We start from the raw sequence: 16,872 nt of genomic DNA, 5'->3' as shown, positions 1-16,872 counted from the left end.
CTGGCGGGTGGTGGGGGCGGGGGGGTCCGCGGGCGCGGGGCGCGGGGGCCGCCGGGCGCGGGGGGGCCCCCCGCCGGGGCCCCCGGGGAGCCGGGGTCAGCCGTAGAGCGCGGAGCAGGAGTCCACCGGCTCGTTGCGGCCGCCGCAGGTCCGGCCGTACTCGGCGTACGGCTCCAGGGAGGGGTCGGCGAGCGCGAGGAGCTGGAGCAGGTCGCAGAAGGCGACCACGCCCTGCTGGCAGCCGTCGGCCACCTCCTGGAGGTCGGCGTCGGCACCGGTCGGCGCCGGCTGGGCGGCGGGCAGGTCGGCCGGGCCCGCGCCGCCGGTGCCGCCGTCGCCGTACCGCTGCTCGCAGCTGCCACCGTCGGGCTCGTTGCGGCCGCCGCAGGTCTCCGCGTAGGCCTCGTACTCCGAGCCCACGGGCGTGCCGCGGTACAGCTCGTCGCACGCGGTCCAGTCCGCGCCGAAGCAGGCCTCGGCGAGCGCGTCGAACGCCGGGTCGTCGCCGAGGTCGCCCGGGGGTTGCCCGGCCGGTGCCGCACCGGCGTCCGCGGAGGGCGACGGCGCCGTGGTCGGCGGCGGGGCGGGGGACGCGCTCGGGGACGCGTCGGCCGACGACGAGGTCGCGGCCGGGGTCGGGTCTGCGGCCGCGGCCGCGTCGTCGTCCCCCCGCAGCAGGAGGGAACGCGGTGATGCCACCGGCCACGAGCAGCACCACCGCGGCGACCACGAGGGCGATGACCGTGGTGCGCCTGCTGCTCCCCGGCCCGCCGGGGCCCGCGGGGCCGCCCGGCGCACCGGGGCCCGGACCGCCGTGGGGGGCTGCTGCGCCCAGCCGGGGTGCTGCGGGAACGGGGGTTGCTGCCCGTAGGGGGGCGCCTGCCCCCACCCGGCCTGCTGCCCGTAGGGGGGCTGCCCCCACCCGGCCTGCTGCGCGGAGGGGTCCTGCCCGCCGGCGGGCTGCTGCCCCCACCCCGGCTGCCCGCCGTGCCCCTGCCGGCCGGACCCGGGCGGTGCCGGGAACTGCTCGGTCTCCTGGCGGCCGGGCACCGGGGGGACCTGGCCGGGCGGGTAGTGCTGGGTCGGTGCCGCCGGCCGGTAGCCCGGGGCGGGCTCGCCGAGCTGCTGGGTCCCCTCGTCCGGGGCGGGCGTGCCCCAGCCCGGCCGGTCGGGCTCGGGACCCCGGTGGTCGGGGCCGCCCTGCGGCGGGTGCGGCGGCGGCTGGGACATGCGCGGGAGCTCCTCGGGTCCGGTGGACGGCGGGGGGATGCTAGAGGTCCTGCCGTGCCCTGCCGAGGCCGTCGCGCGCCGTCGGACGGGGATCGTCGGCACCCCTCCCCCGGCGGCCTCTAGGGTCGCTGCCGGAGCACCGATCCCACCCAGACCACACCGGGAGCGCAGCGTGGCGGCAGAGCAGGACGCAACGGAGTACCGCGTCGAGCACGACTCCATGGGGGAGGTGCGGGTCCCGGCCTGGGCCAAGTGGCGGGCGCAGACCCACCGCGCGGTCGAGAACTTCCCGATCTCCGGCACGCCGATCGAGCGGGAGCTCATCGCCGCCCTCGCCGCGATCAAGGGCGCTGCGGCCCAGGTCAACGCCGAGCTCGGCGTCCTGGACCGCGACATCGCCACCGCCATCGCCGAGGCCGCCGAGACGGTGATCCGCGGCGAGTGGGACGAGCACTTCCCCATCGACGTCTTCCAGACCGGGTCGGGGACGTCGAGCAACATGAACACCAACGAGGTCATCGCCACGCTGGCCACCGAGGCGCTGGGGCGCCCGGTCCACCCCAACGACCACGTCAACGCCTCGCAGTCGTCCAACGACGTGTTCCCGTCGGCCATCCACATCGCGGCCACCCGGGCCATCGTCCGCACCCTGATCCCGGCCCTGCAGCACCTCGAGGCGTCCCTCTCCCGCAAGGCCGAGGAGTTCGCCGAGGTCGTCAAGAGCGGCCGCACGCACCTCATGGACGCCACCCCGGTGACCCTCGGCCAGGAGTTCGGCGGCTACGCGGCCGCCGTCCGGTACGGCGTCGAACGGCTGCAGGCCTCGCTGCCGCGGATCGGCGAGCTGCCGCTCGGCGGCACCGCCGTCGGCACCGGCATCAACACCCCGCCCGGCTTCGCGGCCCGGATCATCGAGCGGCTGGCCGGCGAGCTGGAGCTGCCGCTGTCCGAGGCGCGCGACCACTTCGAGGCGCAGAGCTCCCGGGACGCCCTGGTCGAGGGCTCGGGGCAGCTGAAGACGATCGCCGTCGGCCTGGTGAAGATCGCCAACGACCTGCGCTGGATGGGGTCGGGCCCGCGCACCGGCCTGGGCGAGATCGCGCTGCCGGACCTGCAGCCGGGCAGCTCGATCATGCCGGGCAAGGTGAACCCGGTGATCCCCGAGGCCACGATCCAGGTGGGCGCCCAGGTGATCGGCAACGACGCCGCGGTGACCTTCGCCGGCACGACGGGCAACTTCGAGCTCAACGTCACCCTGCCGCTCATGGCCCGCAACGTGCTGGAGTCGATCCGGCTGCTGGCCAACGTGTCGCGGCTGCTGGCCGACCGCTGCGTCGACGGCATCACCGCCAACGTCGAGCGCTGCCGCGAGTACGCCGAGTCCTCGCCGTCGATCGTCACGCCGCTGAACAAGTACATCGGGTACGAGGAGGCGGCCAAGGTCGCCAAGCAGTCCCTGGCCGAGCAGAAGACGATCCGCCAGGTGGTGGTCGAGCGCGGGTACGTGGAGCAGGGCAAGCTCACCGAGGCCCAGCTCGACGAGGCGCTCGACGTCCTCTCGATGACGCACCCGTGACCGGCCGGGAGGGCGCGGCGGGTGCGCCGTCCCGCCCTCCCGCCGCGGGGTGGGGACGCGGGGACCACCGAAGCTGAGTAGCGTCCACTGCTGATGAGCGAGACAGCGAGCGCACCCGCGGCCGGCAACCCCGACGTGTCCCTGCGCTACCCCGGTGGAGAACTGCCCCTGAACGTGGTGCCGGCCACGGAGGGGTCCGACGGCCTGGACACGGGCAAGCTGCTGGCGACGACCGGGCAGGTCGCGCTGGACATCGGCTTCGTCAACACCGCGTCCTGCACCTCGGCCATCACCTACATCGACGGTGACGCCGGCGTGCTGCGCTACCGCGGCTACCCGATCGACCAGCTGGCCGAGCGGTCCAGCTTCATCGAGGTCAGCTACCTGCTGATCTACGGCGAGCTGCCGACGGCCCGCCAGCTGGCCGACTTCGACACCCGGATCCGGCGGCACACCCTGCTGCACGAGGACCTCAAGCAGTTCTTCAAGGGCTTCCCGCGCGACGCGCACCCGATGCCCGTGCTCTCCTCGGCGGTCAGCGCCCTCTCGACCTTCTACCAGGACTCGCTGGACCCGTTCGACGAGGAGCAGGTGGAGATCTCCACGCTCCGGCTGCTGGCCAAGCTGCCCACGATCGCGGCCTACGCCTACAAGAAGTCCGTCGGCCAGCCGTTCCTGTACCCGGACAACTCCCTCGGCCTGGTCGAGAACTTCCTGCGGATGACGTTCGGCTTCCCCGCCGAGCCCTACGAGGTCGACCCGGAGCTGGCCAGGGCCCTCGACATGCTCTTCGTGCTGCACGCCGACCACGAGCAGAACTGCTCGACGTCGACCGTGCGGCTGGTCGGGTCGTCGCAGGCCAACCTCTTCGCCTCCGTGTCCGCCGGCATCAACGCCCTGTTCGGCCCGCTGCACGGCGGCGCCAACCAGTCGGTGCTCGAGATGCTCGAGGCCATCCAGCGCGACGGCGGGGACATCCCCCGCTTCGTGGCGCGGGTGAAGGACAAGGAGCCCGGCGTCAAGCTCATGGGCTTCGGGCACCGGGTCTACAAGAACTACGACCCGCGCGCGGCCATCGTGAAGCAGACCGCCGACCGGGTGCTCGACAAGCTCGGCGGGGACAACCAGCTGCTGGACCTGGCCCGGGAGCTGGAGGAGATCGCCCTCTCCGACGACTACTTCGTCGAGCGCAAGCTCTACCCGAACGTGGACTTCTACACCGGGCTGATCTACCGGGCGATGGGCTTCCCGACCCGCATGTTCACCGTCCTGTTCGCCCTCGGCCGGCTGCCCGGCTGGATCGCCCAGTGGCGCGAGATGATCGCCGACCCGGCCACGAAGATCGGCCGGCCGCGGCAGGTCTACACCGGTCACACCGAGCGCGCGTTCGTGGAGATCGGCGACCGCTGACGGAGGACCCCGTCCCGGGGCCCGCCCCCGCACACACGGGGCGGCCCCGGGGCGGGGCGAGCGTTCCCGGGACCGCCGCCCACCATCCGGGAAGGAGCCGCATGACCGAGGCCTCGCCCGGCGACGACCTGGTGCTGCCACCCGTCCCGCTGGCCACGGGCGGCGTCGTCCGGCTCGACGGCACCCGGCACCGCGTCGCGCGGGTCGAGCTGGTGGTCTCGACCGAGGACGGCGCGACCGTCCGCATCCCCCTGGAGCACCACCACGGCGGCTGGTGGCCGCCCGCCGACCGCACCGCCCGCCCCGGCTGACCGTCCGCCGATCCGGTGGCGTTCCTCCCCCCTCGGGGTGAGCGGGGCCTCACCCGCCCTCCGGCCGCCTCCCCCGCCCGTCGATACGTCGGCGAGGGCCCGTACCCGTACGGAGCCCGCCGCGTAGGACGAGACCACCGGGGGACGGGCAGTGCCGGCACCACGCACCACCGGACCCCGCCGCGGCGCCCCCACCGGGCGCAGCCCGGCTCCGGCCCGCAGCGGCCGGCCACCGCGGCCCGGCACCCGGCCCCCCGCGTCCACCGGAACGGCTCCCCGCCCGCCGCTCACCTCGCGCGAGGCCGAGGCCCTGCGCGCCCTGCTGGCGGCCCGCGCGTCCAGTGGTGGCACCCGCCCGGCACCGCAGCGGCCGCGCACCGCGGCGCCCACGCGGCGTCGTCCACCGGCCCGTCTCCGCCCCCGTCGTCGCACCCGTCGTCGCACCCGCCGCCCCGGCGCGGGCGCGCGCCGCTGGTCGCTGCGGCTGGCCCTGGGCGCGCTCGGGCTCGTGCTGCCCGTCCTCGCCGGCCTGCTGGCCCCGGGCACGCAGTCCACCGGAACCGCCGGTGAGCCGGTCGACGGCCCGGGCCTGGCCCTGGCCGCGCAGTCGCGGATGCAGGAGGGCGCGGCGCGCTACCGGCAGGCCGTCGCGGAGCTCGGCGAGCGGCAGGCCGACCTGCAGCGGGCGCGCGAGGCCGAGCAGGCCGCCCGGGACCGCCTCGCCGCCGCCCGGGCCACCGTCGGCGCCGGTGCCGCCGACCGGTACACGGCCGCCCCGTCCGTCGCCCACCCGCTCACCGGGCTGGACCTCTCCGACCCGGCGGCCACCGCGGACGTGCTCTGGGCGCAGGCGCTGGCCGACCGCACCGCCGCCGGGCTCCAGCGGCTGGCCGTGCAGGCCGAGCGGGCCGCGACCGACCTCGAGTCCGCCCGCCGGCGCGCCGCCGAGGCACAGGCCGCCGTGGCGGCGGCCACGCGGGCCGCCGGGACCGTCCTCGCGGGCGTGCGGTCGGAAGCGGCCGGGCTCGTCCCCGAGGTCGCCGCCCAGCTCGCCGCACTCGGCACGGCGACCACCGTCGGGGAGCAGGAGGCCCGCAACGCCGAGGCGCTGGCCCGCTGGCAGGAGCAGCTCGGCCTGCTCGCCGCGGCGGGCATCGACCCGCCGCCGGCCGCCGACCTGGCCGACCCGGCCGACCTGCCGGCCGGCCTGTCCCCGCTGCTCGACGCAGCGGGGCAACCGGTCCCGGGCGTGGCCGTGGCGGTCGCCGGCAACCGGCCGGTCACCGTGCTCCCGGCCGAGACGGTCGCCGCGGTCAGCAGCGCGCTGGCCCAGCTCGGGGAGCCCTACGCCCCCGGCGGGACCGGCCCCGACGTGCACGACTGCGGCGGGTTCACCGCCGGGTCCTGGCTCCTGGGCGGCCACGCCGTCCCCCCGGCGGCGGCCGACCAGTGGAGCACCGGCGCGGCGGTCCCGGTGGGGCAGCTGCAGGTCGGCGACCTGGTGTTCACCGACGGCGGGCTCGACGTGGCGCTGTACCTGGGCGACGGGCAGGTGGTGGGCGCCTCCGCGGCGACCTTCCAGGTCGGCGTCCGCCCGCTGACGGGGGTCACCGGGGCCGTGCGGGTGACCCTGCCCGCCCCTGCCGCACCCAACGCCGCCCTGCCGGCCGCCACGGCGGGCCGCGGGGCCTGCGGCGCTCCCCCGGCGCCGGCGGGGCCGGTGAGCCCCGCCTGGGGTGGCTGGTCGAACGGGGAGATCCCCGCCTCGGCCCTGTGCCCGGTCGCCCGGGGGCACGCGCTGCGCTGCGACGCCGCGGCCGGCTACGCCGCCCTGGCCGAGGCGTTCGCCGCGGCGTTCGGCCGGCCGCTGTGCATCACCGACTCCTACCGGTCCATGACGGCGCAGGTGACCGCGGCGCGCGTGAAACCCCGGCTGGCCGCGGTGCCCGGGACGTCGCACCACGGCTGGGGGCTGGCGGTCGACCTGTGCGGCGGGATCAACGTCGCCGGGACCGCGGAGTCGCGGTGGATGGCCGCCTCCGCCGGGGCCTTCGGCTTCGTCCAGCCCGACTGGGCGCAGCCCGGTGGGGAGAAGCCCGAGCCCTGGCACTGGGAGTTCGGCCACCTGGCCTGACCTGCCCAGGGCTCGGGCCCCGGAGGCATAGGAAGCTATCCCCACGTCAGGGACCCCGATACAAGGGCACAGCTTCCTATGCCACGCCCGGAGGGCCGGCTAGAGCCAGCGGAGGCGGGGCAGCCCGGTCCAGGGCAGGCGGACGCAGGCCTCCCCCGTCTCCCCGGCCAGGCGCGCGGCCACCGCCGCACCGGCGCAGGCCAGCGGCGAGCCCGGCGTGACGACGACGTGCAGGTCCCCGGGGTCCGCCCGTCCCACCCCGGCGGCGCGCAGGCGGTCCAGCAGCCGCACGGGGGCGGCGAGCGCGGCGGTGGACAGCGCCGGCGCCCGCGTGGCCGACCACAGCGCCACCGGACCCTCCAGCCGGAGGACCCCCTCGAGCGCGGCGGCACGGACGACGGCGCCGGCCCGCACCCGCTCGACGGCGCGGCGGTCGGCACGGGCGGACGGCGTCCACGGCACGGGCACACCACCCCGGGGGACGACGACCCGCCAGCCCACGGCCACCCGCCGCCGGTCGGTCCACTGCAGCACGGCGACACCGGCGGCGGACGCGATGCTGTCGGGCACCGGGCGGGACCGCACCCAGGCGGTCAGCGCGGCCACCAGCCCGTCGGGGCCGGCGCCGGCGCCGGCGTCCGAGAGGTCCTCGGCCAGGTCGGCGAGCGGGACGCGCAGCCCGCGCTCGGCCTCCTCGACGACCAGGACGGGGCCGGTGCCGCGCTCGGCCACGACGGCCAGCCGCAACCCGGGGGCGGCCAGCCGCGGCAGCACCTCGTCGCAGGCCCGGCGCAGGTCGTCGACCGTCACGCGGGCGGCGCGCAGCCGGGACAGCAGGTGAGTGGGTCCCGGGACGGCCCCGGTCACGGGCGCCCCTCCCCCAGGGCCCGCCGCAGGACGGGCGGGAGTCCGGGCAGGGCCAGCGCGGCGGCCAGCTCGCGGGCGGACAGCCGCACGGGGAGGACGTCGGCGCCCCAGCCGGTCACCCGCCGCACCCGGGCGGCCGGCGCCGGCCACACGACGTCCCGGGCGGCCGCCACGTGCAGCTCGGTGAGCACGTCGGCCAGGTGCACGGCGTCCACGGGGTGGACGGCGGGGTCCTCGAGCCCGGCCCGGACCGCCTCGGCCAGCGCGCTCCGGTGCCCGGCGCCGAGCCAGTGCGGGGACAGGACGTCGGGCGTCCGGCCGTCGGCGGCCAGCGCGCTCACCGCACGTCCCCCGCGCCCGGCCCGGCCTGCCGCGCGCACCCCGCCCCGCCGGTGCGGCGGCGGTCCGTGCGGGGGGTCACGGTTTCTGTATCGGCAGGTTGGAGGCCGGATCGACCCGGACGGGGGCGTCCGCGCCGATCAGTCCGCGAGCTCGGTCAGCCGCTCCTTGAGCGCCTTCTCGACCCGGTCGGCGTGCACGTTCATGTTGCGCACGGAGGTGCCGAGGTCGGCCGACAGCTGGGTCTTGGTCCGGCCGCCCCAGGTGGTGAGGTACCAGGTGGCCCAGCCCAGCACGTTGGGCTGGCCGGCCCGCTGGTCCCGGCGGGCGGTCGGGTCGGGGGCGCAGGCGGCGGTCAGCGCGTGCGACAGCAGCGTCTGCTCGGCCTCGTCCATGATCTGGTCGGGGGCCTCGCCGGTGTCGGGGAGCATGATCTCGGTGGCGTCGGGTCCGCCGTCCAGCGACTGCAGGTTGCGCAGCCCGTTGAGGGTGGCCACCGTCTGGGAGTTGCGCCGCAGCGTGGCGACGCTCTGGCCCATGAAGGCGGCGAGCTCCCGCTCGCTGGGCCGGCGCTGGTGCTCGGCGACGAAGGCGGCGATCGCCTTCTGCTGCTTGTTCTCGGTGTCGGCCGCCGTCCGCCCGTGCGCGTTGCGCCCGAGGTCGTGCACCCACTTGGACAGCTGGGTGGCCAGGAAGGCGCCGAACGGCACACCCTTGGTCTCGTCGTACTGCGCGACGGCCTTGAGGATCCACTCGCCCACCTGCTGGGTGAGGTCGTCGGGGTCGGGCAGGTGCAGCCGGATCGTGCTCATGTTGCGCTGCAGCCGCTTGAGGCTGACCGGCAGGTAGTGGCGGCACAGCGCGTCGAGGAAGGCCGGCGGGAGGTCGCGCGGGGCGCGGCGCCGGACGTCGGTCTCGGCACGCAGCCCGATGGTGCTGCAGCCGTGGCCGGTGCACCAGGCCCGCACCCACTCGGCGAGCACCTGCCCCGTACCCGGGGCCCCGTCGACCCGGTAGAGGCCCTCCCCCTCGTCGAGGCTGACGGTGACCCCGTCCGGCAGGTCGGCGCGGAAGGCGGCCAGGGGCAGCTCGCGGTCGACGCGGAAGTGGACGCGGTCGCGGGGGGTGATCGGGGCCAGCGCCCAGCCGTCGGCCTCGGCCATGCCGCCGAAGACCAGCGGGGCGCGGGCCGGGCCGCTGTCCGACGAGGTCGTGGTGGGGGTTGCGGGGGTGGTGGGCACCGGGACTCCTGGCGACTGTGTGGGGAAGACGTGGCCGCGACGGGCGCAGGGGGCAGCGCCCGGGAGGAGGTCAGGCGGGGACCTGCTCCGCGGAGGGGTGCGGGACGGCGGCCCGGTCGGCGGGGACGCCGCCGGACAGCCGCGCCACCAGGCCGTCGGCGGCCGCGCGCTCGGCGGCGCCCGGCTCGACCGCGTAGACCGGCATGTGGTCGTAGAGGGCGGTGAAGACCTCGCTGACGAAGGCGTAGGCGGCCTGCGCCTGGGGCGAGAAGCGGGCGACGGCGGCGCGCGGGCCCAGCTCGACGCCGACGGTCACCCGCACCACCCGGTCGTCCTTGGACAGGCCGGTCAGGCCGAAGGAGACCTCCGGGTGCCGGCCGGCCAGCTCGGCGAGCTCGGCGAGGCAGCGGCGCGTGGAGCCGCGGCGGGGCCGCAGCTGGAGGTGGACCACGACCGTGTCCGCCGGAGCCTCCGGCCGGGCGGCCCCGGCGCCGACGGGCGGCGGGGTCGGGTCACCGACGACGGTGTCGGCGCCGAGGATGTCGTCTGCGCTGCGTTCCATGGTGATCGCCCCCTGTGACGTTCGTGGGGGCAACTCTGGCGCATCAACGCGGTGTCAACGGCACAACACTCGCTGTGCCGAACGCAGTAGTCGACCGGCCTCTTCGGCAGGATCTGCCCGTGTCGGTGACACCTCCGACCCCACCCGTGCAGTGGTGGGCAGAACTCGCCAAACCGCGACCCGGTCGCTCCGGTCACATTTGTCGACTGTGCTCGCTCTCCGTGACCGTACCGTGACCTGCGGAGGGGCCGCCGGCCGGGGCGGGGGCGAAGGCCGCCAGTGCGCCGAGGGTGTCCGCCGTGACCTGCGCGGCGAGGAGGTTGGCCTCGACGATCTGCCGGTAGACCTCCTCGCGGTGGATGGTCACCTCGCGGGGGGCCTTGAAGCCGAGGCGGACCGTGCCGCCGCGGACCTCGACGACGTGGACCTCGATGTCGTCGCCGATGCGGATCGTCTCGCCGACGCTGCGGGTGAGTGTGAGCACGTGTACCCCTCCATGGGTCGTGGGTGGCCTCCGTGGCGGGGCCGGCACCGCGCGGCGCCGTCCCCCTCCCCCTATCGGCGCAGGGGACGCCGGATGGGATGGGCCGGGTCGGGCAGGACCACCTGGACGGCCTTCCAGGTCCCCGGGTCGACCACGATCGGCGCGCGCAGGTTCGCGGTGGCGGCCGCCGGCCCCTCCGCGGGGACGGTGAGCAGGCAGAACAACCGGGCCGCCGCCGGGTCGGCCAGGCCCAGGTCGGCGCAGACCGGCCGCGGCAGCACCGGCGCGTAGCCGGGGAACCACATCGCCGGGTCCACCACCAGGAACCGCGGCCCGTCGACCGCCATCGACTGCAGCCAGAACAGCCGCCCGTCGCCGTCCGCCGTCACCAGGACGTAGTCCCGGTGCCCCGGGAACCCCGGTAGGGCCTCGGTGAAGTCGAGCAGGGGCAGGGTCGCGACCGCCGACAGCGTCATCGTGGGTTCACCTCTCCCGGGACCGGCCGGCGGTCAGCGCAGGAAGTCGACGAGCGAGGGCTGGATGGCCTTGGCGGTGGCCGCGAGCGCGGCCTGGTAGCCGGTCTTCTGCATCTCCAGCTCCATGATCGTCTTCGCCAGGTCGATGTCCTCGACGGACTTGAGCCGGTCGGTGAGGGTGAGCGCCTGGTCGGCGGTGAGGGATCCGGCCCCCTCGATCCGCTTGGCGCGCGCGCCGACGTCGGCCACCGCGGTGAGCATGCCCTCCAGGACGACGTCCAGCGCGGCGAGCCGGTCGTCGATCTGCGTCCCGTCCCCGGCCCGCACGGCCGCGGCGGTCGTCGCCACGACGGCGAAGAGGTCCTCGCCGAGCGCCGGGTCGCCGAAGGCCTCGGCCCCCGTGATGTCCACGCGGATGGTCTCGGTGTCGGAGACGCGCCGCAGCACCTGCTCGCCGGCCCCGCCGCCCCGGCCCAGGTACACCCCGGTGTCGGTGTAGGCCGCCGTCCCGGAGGCGATGCCGCCGAACAGGGGCCGGCCCTGCATCGAGGTGTTGGCCAGGCTGAGCAGGCTCTGCCGCAGCTCGTCCATCTCGACCGCGATCGCCTCGCGCGCGCTGTCGGGCAGGGCCGCGGTGTTGCCGGCCTGCACGGTGAGGTCCCGCACCCGCCGGACCTGGGCGAGCATGGTGGTGAGCGTGGAGTCGGTGGCCTCCAGCCGGCTCCTGCCGTCGGTGATGTTGCGGGCGTACTGGGCGTTGGCCGCCTGGTCGTTGCGGGTCCGCATCGCCGAGTTCGTGGCGGTGGGGGAATCCGACGGCCGGGAGACGAGCTTGCCCGAGGTGAGCTGCTGCTGCAGCTTCCCGATGGAGTCGAGGTTGCGGTTGAGGCCCTCGAGGCTGGTGAGCGTGACCGCGCGCTGGGTGATCCTCATCGCCGTCAGCGCCCGACCAGGCCGGTGCGGCTGATGAGGACGTCCAGGGCCTCGTCGATCGCGGTGACCATGCGGCTGGCCGCGGCGTAGGCGTGCTGGTACTGCAGCATGTTGGCCATCTCCTCGTCGAGGTTCACGCCGGCGACGGACTCCCGCGCCGCATCCACGTTCGTGGCGACCACCGACTGGATGTCGAGGGTCCGCGCGCTCACCGAGGCCTGGACGCCCAGCTCGACGATCATCGCCCGGTAGGTGGTGTCCGGGCCGTCGGTCGCCAGCCGCAGCTGGCCGATCTCGTCGGCGATGCCGTTGTCGGTCGAGGCGCCGCCACCCGAGGGCGGCAGCTTCGACGCCACCACCGCGGCGGGCGAGCCGACCAGCAGCGCGATGTTGCCCGCGGTGACGGTGGCCGGCGGGGGCGGCCCGAGCAGGTCGCCGCCCTGGTTGCCGTCCCGGTCGTAGCCGCTGCGGTGGAGAGCGTTGACCTGCGCGACGAAGCCGGCGGCGACGGCGTCCAGACCCGCCCGGTAGGTCGGCACGACGTGGGTCATCACGGTCAGCCGGCCGGCCGCCGTCCCACCGACGGGCACGGCCGAGCCGCCGGGGTCGGTCACCACCCGGGGCCGGTCGGAGGCGGTCATGGTGTCGATGCCGGTGGGGCCGGCGACGGCGAGCTTCGTGCTGAGCGAGCCGGCGACGAGCGTCGTCCCCCCGACGACGACGTCGAGGACGCCGCCCTCACCGGGGCGCACGGTGGCGCCGACCTGGTCGGCGAGCCTCATGACCAGGACGTCGCGCTGGTCGGCGAGCTCGTTGGTCGGGTAGCCGCTGGCCGTCGCGCGCTGGATGGCGCGGTTGAGCCCGGCGACCTCCGTGGCGATGCTGTTGACCTCGCCCACGAGGGCCTGCAGGTTCTGGTGGGCGTTGGTCCACTGGGTGTCCAGCGTGGCGCGGGTGGCGTGCATGCCGCTGACCAGGGTCTCGGTCCGCTGCAGCAGCTGGCTGCGGGTGGCGAGGTCCTGCGGGTTGTTCGCCACGTCCCCCCAGGCGGCCCACACGTCGGACAGCAGGGCCTGGACACCGGTGCTCCCCGGCTCCCGGAAGGCGTCCTCGACCGCCCCGAAGGCGGTCGACTCGGTGCGCAGCTGCGCGGAGGTGGCGTGCTCGGCGTGCGCGCGCCCCTCGAGGAAGGCGTCGCGGATGCGCAGGACGTCGTCGGAGCTGACGCCGGAGCCGACCCCCTGGCTGACCGAGTGGAAGGCCGGGACGACCGTGCCGCCCATCGCCCGGAGGTCCACCCGCTGGCGGCTGTAGCCCTCGCTGTTGACGTTGGCGATGTTCTGGCCGGTGACGTCCAGGCCGCGGCGCTGCGCCCAGAGGGCGGTGGTCGCGGTGTTGAGCGAGGAGAAGGAACTCACAGGGCACCGTCCAGTGTCACCGCGCGGTGCGCCCGCTCGTCGGTGCGGCCGGTCGCGCCGTACGTGCCGGCGGTGGGGGTGCGCACCGAGACGAAGGCGTCGCCGATGGCGGCCAGCCCGCCGTCGATGAGCTCGCGGTTGGCGTCCGAGAGGCTGCGCAGGTCGGTGACCAGGGCCAGCAGCGTCTCGTGGTGCTTGGCGAACAGGTCGTCCCACGGGGCGGGTGCGGCCTCGGCGAGTTTCCGCAGTGACGGGTTGACGCCGGTGCCCAGGCGCTGGGAGATGACCTCGGAGGCGGCGGCGCGCTCGACCTCGAGGGTGCGGAGCTGGTCGAGGACGACCTCGATCTCGTGGGCGATGCGGGCCAGCCAGCGGGTCTTGCCGCTGAGGATCAGGTACTGCTTCTCCTCGGCCTTGAACAGCAGCAGGTCCAGCAGCTCCTGCTCGCGCCACAGCAACGTCGACAGGTGCTGGTAGTCCATGCTCCCCACCGTCCTCCCGTCCCGGCGCCGCGGGCGGTGCCCCCGGCGGTCTCAGGGGGAGCCATCGGCACCGGCGACCAGGGCCTCAAGCCGAGGTCTCAAGTTCCGCCCCGGTTCTGCCGAGTAGGCGTTCCCGTCCGGGCCCGGGACAGCCGAGAAGAGGGACGTGAGCCCCTCGCGTCCCCCGGCGACCGGACGGATCCCGACCCCGCGCCCGCCCTCCCCCGGCGGTCTCCCGCCGCGGGACGTCGACGCGCTGGTGACCGAGCACCTGCCGCTGGCGGCGTTCGCGGTCAACGCGGTGGCGTCGCGCATCTCGCTGCCCAGCCACGTCAGCCGGGAGGACCTCGTCTCCTGCGCCAAGGTGGCCCTGGTCGAGGTGGCCCGGCGGTTCGACCCGTCGGCCGGTGCCTCCTTCGCCACCTACGCGCTGGCGCGGCTGCAGGGCGCGGTCCTCGACGAGCTGCGCTCCGGTGACTGGGCCAGCCGGTCGGTCCGGGCCGCGGCCCGGCGCACCGACGCGGCCGCCGACGCGCTGGCCATGTCGCTGGGCCGGCCCCCCACGCGGGAGGAGCTGGCCGAGAGCCTCGGCATGGCCCGCAGCGAGCTGGACTCCCTCCAGGTCGACGTGCACCGCGCGGTCATGGTGAGCATCGACGCCGAGACCGGCCCGGACGGCGGCTCGCTGGACCTCCCCGACACCGGGGAGTCGCCCGAGCGGGCGGTGCTGCGCAGCGAGCGCACCCGCTACCTGCACCAGGCCATCCGCGCGCTGCCCGACCGGCTCGACGAGGTCGTGGAGCGCAACTTCTTCGGCGGGGAGTCGCTCACCGACATCGCCGCCGACCTCGGGGTGACCCTCTCGCGCGTCTCGCAGATGCGCGCCCGCGCCCTGACCCTGCTGCACGCGGCGATGAGCGAGGTGTGGGAGGGGACGCCGGTCGCGCCCGACGGCGGCGTCCGCGCGCGCAACCAGCAGCGCTCCTACGTCGACCGGGTTGCCGGCCGCAACGCCCCGCCGCCGCGTGGCGCGTGGGCCCCGGCGCCGGTCGTCGCCGGGCGCACCACCTGGCGGACCGCCTGACGGGCGCGTCGAGCCACCGTCGGGCCGGTCCCGGGTCGACACCCGGAACAGCAGAGCGCCCCGGGTCCTCGGTGAGGACCCGGGGCGCCCTCGTGTCGAGCGAGCGACCTCAGCGCTGGAAGGCGAAGGGCGGCGCGGCGGCCGCGGTCCGCCGCAGGGCCGTCCAGTCCTGCCGGGCGAGCTCCCCGGCCAGCGAGCCCGCGGGGACACGTCCCTGACGCTCGGCCACGAGGGTGTCCCACCAGGAGCACTCCATGAGCAGCTGCGGGTCCACGGCCTCGGTGCGGCCGAGGACGCTCTCGGGCACGTCCTGCGGGTCGCCGTCGGCCACCATGGCGGCCTCGATGTCGTTGTAGTGCTGCGCCAGCGTCGTCGACCGGGGGTCCGGGAGGAGGACGACGACGGTGCCGGTCGGCTCCGTGTCGACCTCCAGGACCACCAGGTCGGGCCTCAGGTGCCGGAGGACGTGGGTCACCTTGAACACGTCACCGGTCCAGGCGACGGTCTGCCGCTCCCGCGCCGCCTCGACGACGTTCCGCGGCAGCATGTCGTCGAAGACGACGACGCTGGTGCGCGCACTGTAGGACTCCACGTAGATGAAGTCCCGGAGCGCGAACTCCGCCAGGTGCATGCCGTCGACGAAGGCCAGGTCCAGCGGGTCCCCCCCGAGCTTCTCCGCGGGGTTGTGCGTGCGGAAGTAGTCGTCACTGGTGGCCCGGGCGAGCTGGACGTCGCAGTTCAGCTCGTGGACCACGCTGAAGGCGGGGTCGATGCCGATGCTCGGCACCCGCGACAGGGCCAGGCTGGCGCCTGCGTCGACGCCGATCTCCAGGTAGTTGCGGGGGCGCAGCCGTGAGTGCAGCGCAGCGAGCAGCTCGTGTCGTTCCATGACGGGTCTCCTCATCCGGGCGTATCGGTGCGGTCTCGGTGGCTCAGGCGCCGATGCGGTCGGCGCGGGTGCGGATCTCCCGGGCCTTCCGCCAGGCCTCCACCCACAGCTCGGCGGTGTGCTCGGTGAGGTGGCGGGCCAGGATCTGCTCGCGGTTGGCGGCGGCGGTCTCCCGACGCCAGTCCGAGTCCTCCACCGCCCGCGTGAGCGCAGTCGCCCAGTCGCGCGGACGCTTGGCTCGGTAGCCGAGGCCCAGCCGCTCGTAGTCCGCGCTGGGCGACCGCACGGCGAAGACGCCCCGCGCGGAGTACTCCAACACCTTCAGCCAGCTCTTGCAGTTGTTGAAGGTGTCGATCCGCAGCGGCGCGACGCCGACGTCGAAGCGCTCACCGAGCGCGGCGGCGTACCCGTCGACGTCCACGATCCACGGCATCTCCTCCGGGTCGTCGGTCAGCCGCAGCACCTCCCGGGCGTTGCCGGCCTGGCCCAGGATCGCGAACCGGCTCCGCCCCCGGGTCCGGTCGAGCGCATGCTGCAGCCCCGACTCCATGGCCTGCAGGTCGTACGGGTGGCTGCCGACCGTGCCGGCCCAGCCGATGGTCACGACCTCGGGGTCCCGCTCGTAGGCCGGCGGGAGCTCGGCGATCCGGCGGGGGATCGCGTTGGGCACCAGCATGCCCCGACCTCGGGCCCCGTACAGCGCCAGCAGGTTCGGCGTGGAGACCGTGACGAGGTCCGCCTCCCGTGCGCAGGCCTCCGCGATCCGCCCGACGCCCTTCCGGATGAGGGCGTCGTGCCCCTGGTGGCCGGGCGGGAGCGCGGTCAGGTGATCGTCGAGCTCGACCACCACGGCGACGCCCTGGGCCTGGAGCGATCGGAGGCACTGCAGCATCTCGACGGTCTTCGGCAGCTGGAGGACCACGACGTCGGCGCCCTGGGCGTCGACCTCGCGGACGACGAGCGGACCCGCCGGGCTGTCGGGGTCCCGGCCCATCACCGTCTTGAGGCCGTACTGGACGGTCACCTCGACACCGAGGTCGGCCTCGATGACGGCTCGTGCCGGCTCGGCGATCCGGTGGTAGAGGGATCCCGTGAAGACGGAGTGAGACAGCAGCACGTGCATGGCGGTGGGACGTCCTCACAGCGCCCGGGCTGCCGGGCGCGCAGTCCATCGCCCGCGGCGGAACCGGTCGGGCGGGTGGGCGGGAGACGGGTGCCTCGTCGAGTGGCACACCGCGACCACCTTCACCGTCGATCGCAGCACCGCCGCGGCGGCGCCGACGGACACGCCGGGCCCCGCCCCGCACGCCCCACGCGCCGCACGGGCCCCGACGCGCTCGACGGGATCCCGGGCAAATTGCTCCGGCTTCGCCTCAAGGTCCCCTCACGGCCGGCCGAGAACACTCCTGCAAGGCCGCAGCACGGATGCAGCGGAC

At 75.6% G+C, this 16,872-nt stretch carries 17 protein-coding genes; 5 read left to right on the top strand and 12 right to left on the bottom strand.

Annotated features, from left to right (window positions below; genetic code table 11):
• Nucleotides 1-96: 96 nt before the first annotated feature.
• Nucleotides 97-1,230 (bottom strand): hypothetical protein, encoded by a 1,134-nt coding sequence (locus ACI8AC_RS04060; protein ID WP_456895444.1) that lies wholly within the window; start codon nucleotides 1,228-1,230, stop codon nucleotides 97-99.
• A 172-nt stretch (nucleotides 1,231-1,402) separates the two neighbouring features.
• Here ACI8AC_RS04060 and ACI8AC_RS04055 point away from each other — a divergent pair, with 172 nt between their 5' ends.
• From ACI8AC_RS04055 to ACI8AC_RS04040, 4 genes are all read left to right on the top strand, one after another.
• Nucleotides 1,403-2,806 (top strand): class II fumarate hydratase, encoded by a 1,404-nt coding sequence (locus tag ACI8AC_RS04055; protein WP_456895442.1) that lies wholly within the window; start codon nucleotides 1,403-1,405, stop codon nucleotides 2,804-2,806.
• 93 nt (nucleotides 2,807-2,899) lie between these two features.
• Nucleotides 2,900-4,216 carry a citrate synthase gene (locus tag ACI8AC_RS04050; RefSeq protein WP_456895440.1) on the top strand — a complete coding sequence of 439 codons (1,317 nt, stop codon included), beginning with the start codon at nucleotides 2,900-2,902 and terminating at the stop codon, nucleotides 4,214-4,216.
• A 101-nt stretch (nucleotides 4,217-4,317) separates the two neighbouring features.
• Complete coding sequence (locus ACI8AC_RS04045; protein ID WP_456895438.1) at nucleotides 4,318-4,527, top strand: hypothetical protein; 210 nt, start codon at nucleotides 4,318-4,320, stop codon at nucleotides 4,525-4,527.
• Nucleotides 4,528-5,035: 508 nt separating this feature from the next.
• The gene (locus ACI8AC_RS04040; protein WP_456895437.1) at nucleotides 5,036-6,661 is read left to right on the top strand and encodes an NlpC/P60 family protein; all 1,626 of its coding nucleotides are present in this window, start codon (nucleotides 5,036-5,038) and stop codon (nucleotides 6,659-6,661) included.
• Nucleotides 6,662-6,760: 99 nt separating this feature from the next.
• Here ACI8AC_RS04040 and ACI8AC_RS04035 read toward each other — a convergent pair whose 3' ends face one another.
• The 9 genes from ACI8AC_RS04035 to ACI8AC_RS03995 form a co-directional block, all read right to left on the bottom strand.
• Nucleotides 6,761-7,528: a hypothetical protein gene (locus ACI8AC_RS04035; RefSeq protein ID WP_456895435.1), complete on the bottom strand. Its 768-nt coding sequence runs from the start codon at nucleotides 7,526-7,528 to the stop codon at nucleotides 6,761-6,763.
• Nucleotides 7,525-7,869 (bottom strand): hypothetical protein, encoded by a 345-nt coding sequence (locus ACI8AC_RS04030; RefSeq protein ID WP_456895433.1) that lies wholly within the window; start codon nucleotides 7,867-7,869, stop codon nucleotides 7,525-7,527. Before ACI8AC_RS04030 ends, ACI8AC_RS04035 begins: the two co-directional genes overlap by 4 nt.
• A 138-nt stretch (nucleotides 7,870-8,007) precedes the next feature.
• The gene (locus ACI8AC_RS04025; protein WP_456895431.1) at nucleotides 8,008-9,108 is read right to left on the bottom strand and encodes a flagellar biosynthesis protein FliA; all 1,101 of its coding nucleotides are present in this window, start codon (nucleotides 9,106-9,108) and stop codon (nucleotides 8,008-8,010) included.
• Between the two features lie 70 nt (nucleotides 9,109-9,178).
• On the bottom strand, nucleotides 9,179-9,670 hold the full coding sequence (locus tag ACI8AC_RS04020; RefSeq protein ID WP_456895429.1) for a hypothetical protein: 492 nt from the start codon (nucleotides 9,668-9,670) through the stop codon (nucleotides 9,179-9,181).
• Nucleotides 9,671-9,863: 193 nt separating this feature from the next.
• The gene (csrA, locus tag ACI8AC_RS04015; RefSeq protein WP_456895427.1) at nucleotides 9,864-10,154 is read right to left on the bottom strand and encodes a carbon storage regulator CsrA; all 291 of its coding nucleotides are present in this window, start codon (nucleotides 10,152-10,154) and stop codon (nucleotides 9,864-9,866) included.
• A gap of 71 nt (nucleotides 10,155-10,225) precedes the next feature.
• A complete protein-coding gene (gene fliW / locus ACI8AC_RS04010) occupies nucleotides 10,226-10,630 on the bottom strand; it encodes a flagellar assembly protein FliW (RefSeq protein ID WP_456895425.1) in 405 nt (134 codons plus the stop codon).
• Between the two features lie 33 nt (nucleotides 10,631-10,663).
• Nucleotides 10,664-11,563 carry a flagellar hook-associated protein FlgL gene (flgL, locus tag ACI8AC_RS04005; RefSeq protein ID WP_456895424.1) on the bottom strand — a complete coding sequence of 300 codons (900 nt, stop codon included), beginning with the start codon at nucleotides 11,561-11,563 and terminating at the stop codon, nucleotides 10,664-10,666.
• Between the two features lie 5 nt (nucleotides 11,564-11,568).
• Nucleotides 11,569-12,981 carry a flagellar hook-associated protein FlgK gene (gene flgK, locus ACI8AC_RS04000; RefSeq protein WP_456895422.1) on the bottom strand — a complete coding sequence of 471 codons (1,413 nt, stop codon included), beginning with the start codon at nucleotides 12,979-12,981 and terminating at the stop codon, nucleotides 11,569-11,571.
• Nucleotides 12,978-13,463, bottom strand: a complete 486-nt coding sequence (locus ACI8AC_RS03995; protein ID WP_456895420.1) for a flagellar protein FlgN — start codon at nucleotides 13,461-13,463, stop codon at nucleotides 12,978-12,980. The genes flgK and ACI8AC_RS03995 overlap by 4 nt, the downstream gene beginning before the upstream one ends.
• Before the next feature lie 166 nt (nucleotides 13,464-13,629).
• Here ACI8AC_RS03995 and ACI8AC_RS03990 point away from each other — a divergent pair, with 166 nt between their 5' ends.
• Entirely contained in the window at nucleotides 13,630-14,547 is a 918-nt protein-coding gene (locus ACI8AC_RS03990; protein ID WP_456895418.1) for a sigma-70 family RNA polymerase sigma factor, read from the top strand.
• A 109-nt stretch (nucleotides 14,548-14,656) separates the two neighbouring features.
• On the opposite strand, the gene ACI8AC_RS03985 is transcribed toward ACI8AC_RS03990, so the two are convergent.
• Nucleotides 14,657-15,436 (bottom strand): class I SAM-dependent methyltransferase, encoded by a 780-nt coding sequence (locus tag ACI8AC_RS03985; protein WP_456895416.1) that lies wholly within the window; start codon nucleotides 15,434-15,436, stop codon nucleotides 14,657-14,659.
• A 43-nt stretch (nucleotides 15,437-15,479) separates the two neighbouring features.
• Nucleotides 15,480-16,559 carry a hypothetical protein gene (locus ACI8AC_RS03980; protein ID WP_456895414.1) on the bottom strand — a complete coding sequence of 360 codons (1,080 nt, stop codon included), beginning with the start codon at nucleotides 16,557-16,559 and terminating at the stop codon, nucleotides 15,480-15,482.
• Between the last annotated feature and the right edge of the window lie 313 nt (nucleotides 16,560-16,872).

This window comes from Geodermatophilus sp. SYSU D00758 (genome assembly GCF_054049955.1).
The sequence above is the reverse complement of the archived record's forward strand: the minus strand, read 5'-3'. Positions and strand labels throughout refer to the sequence as shown.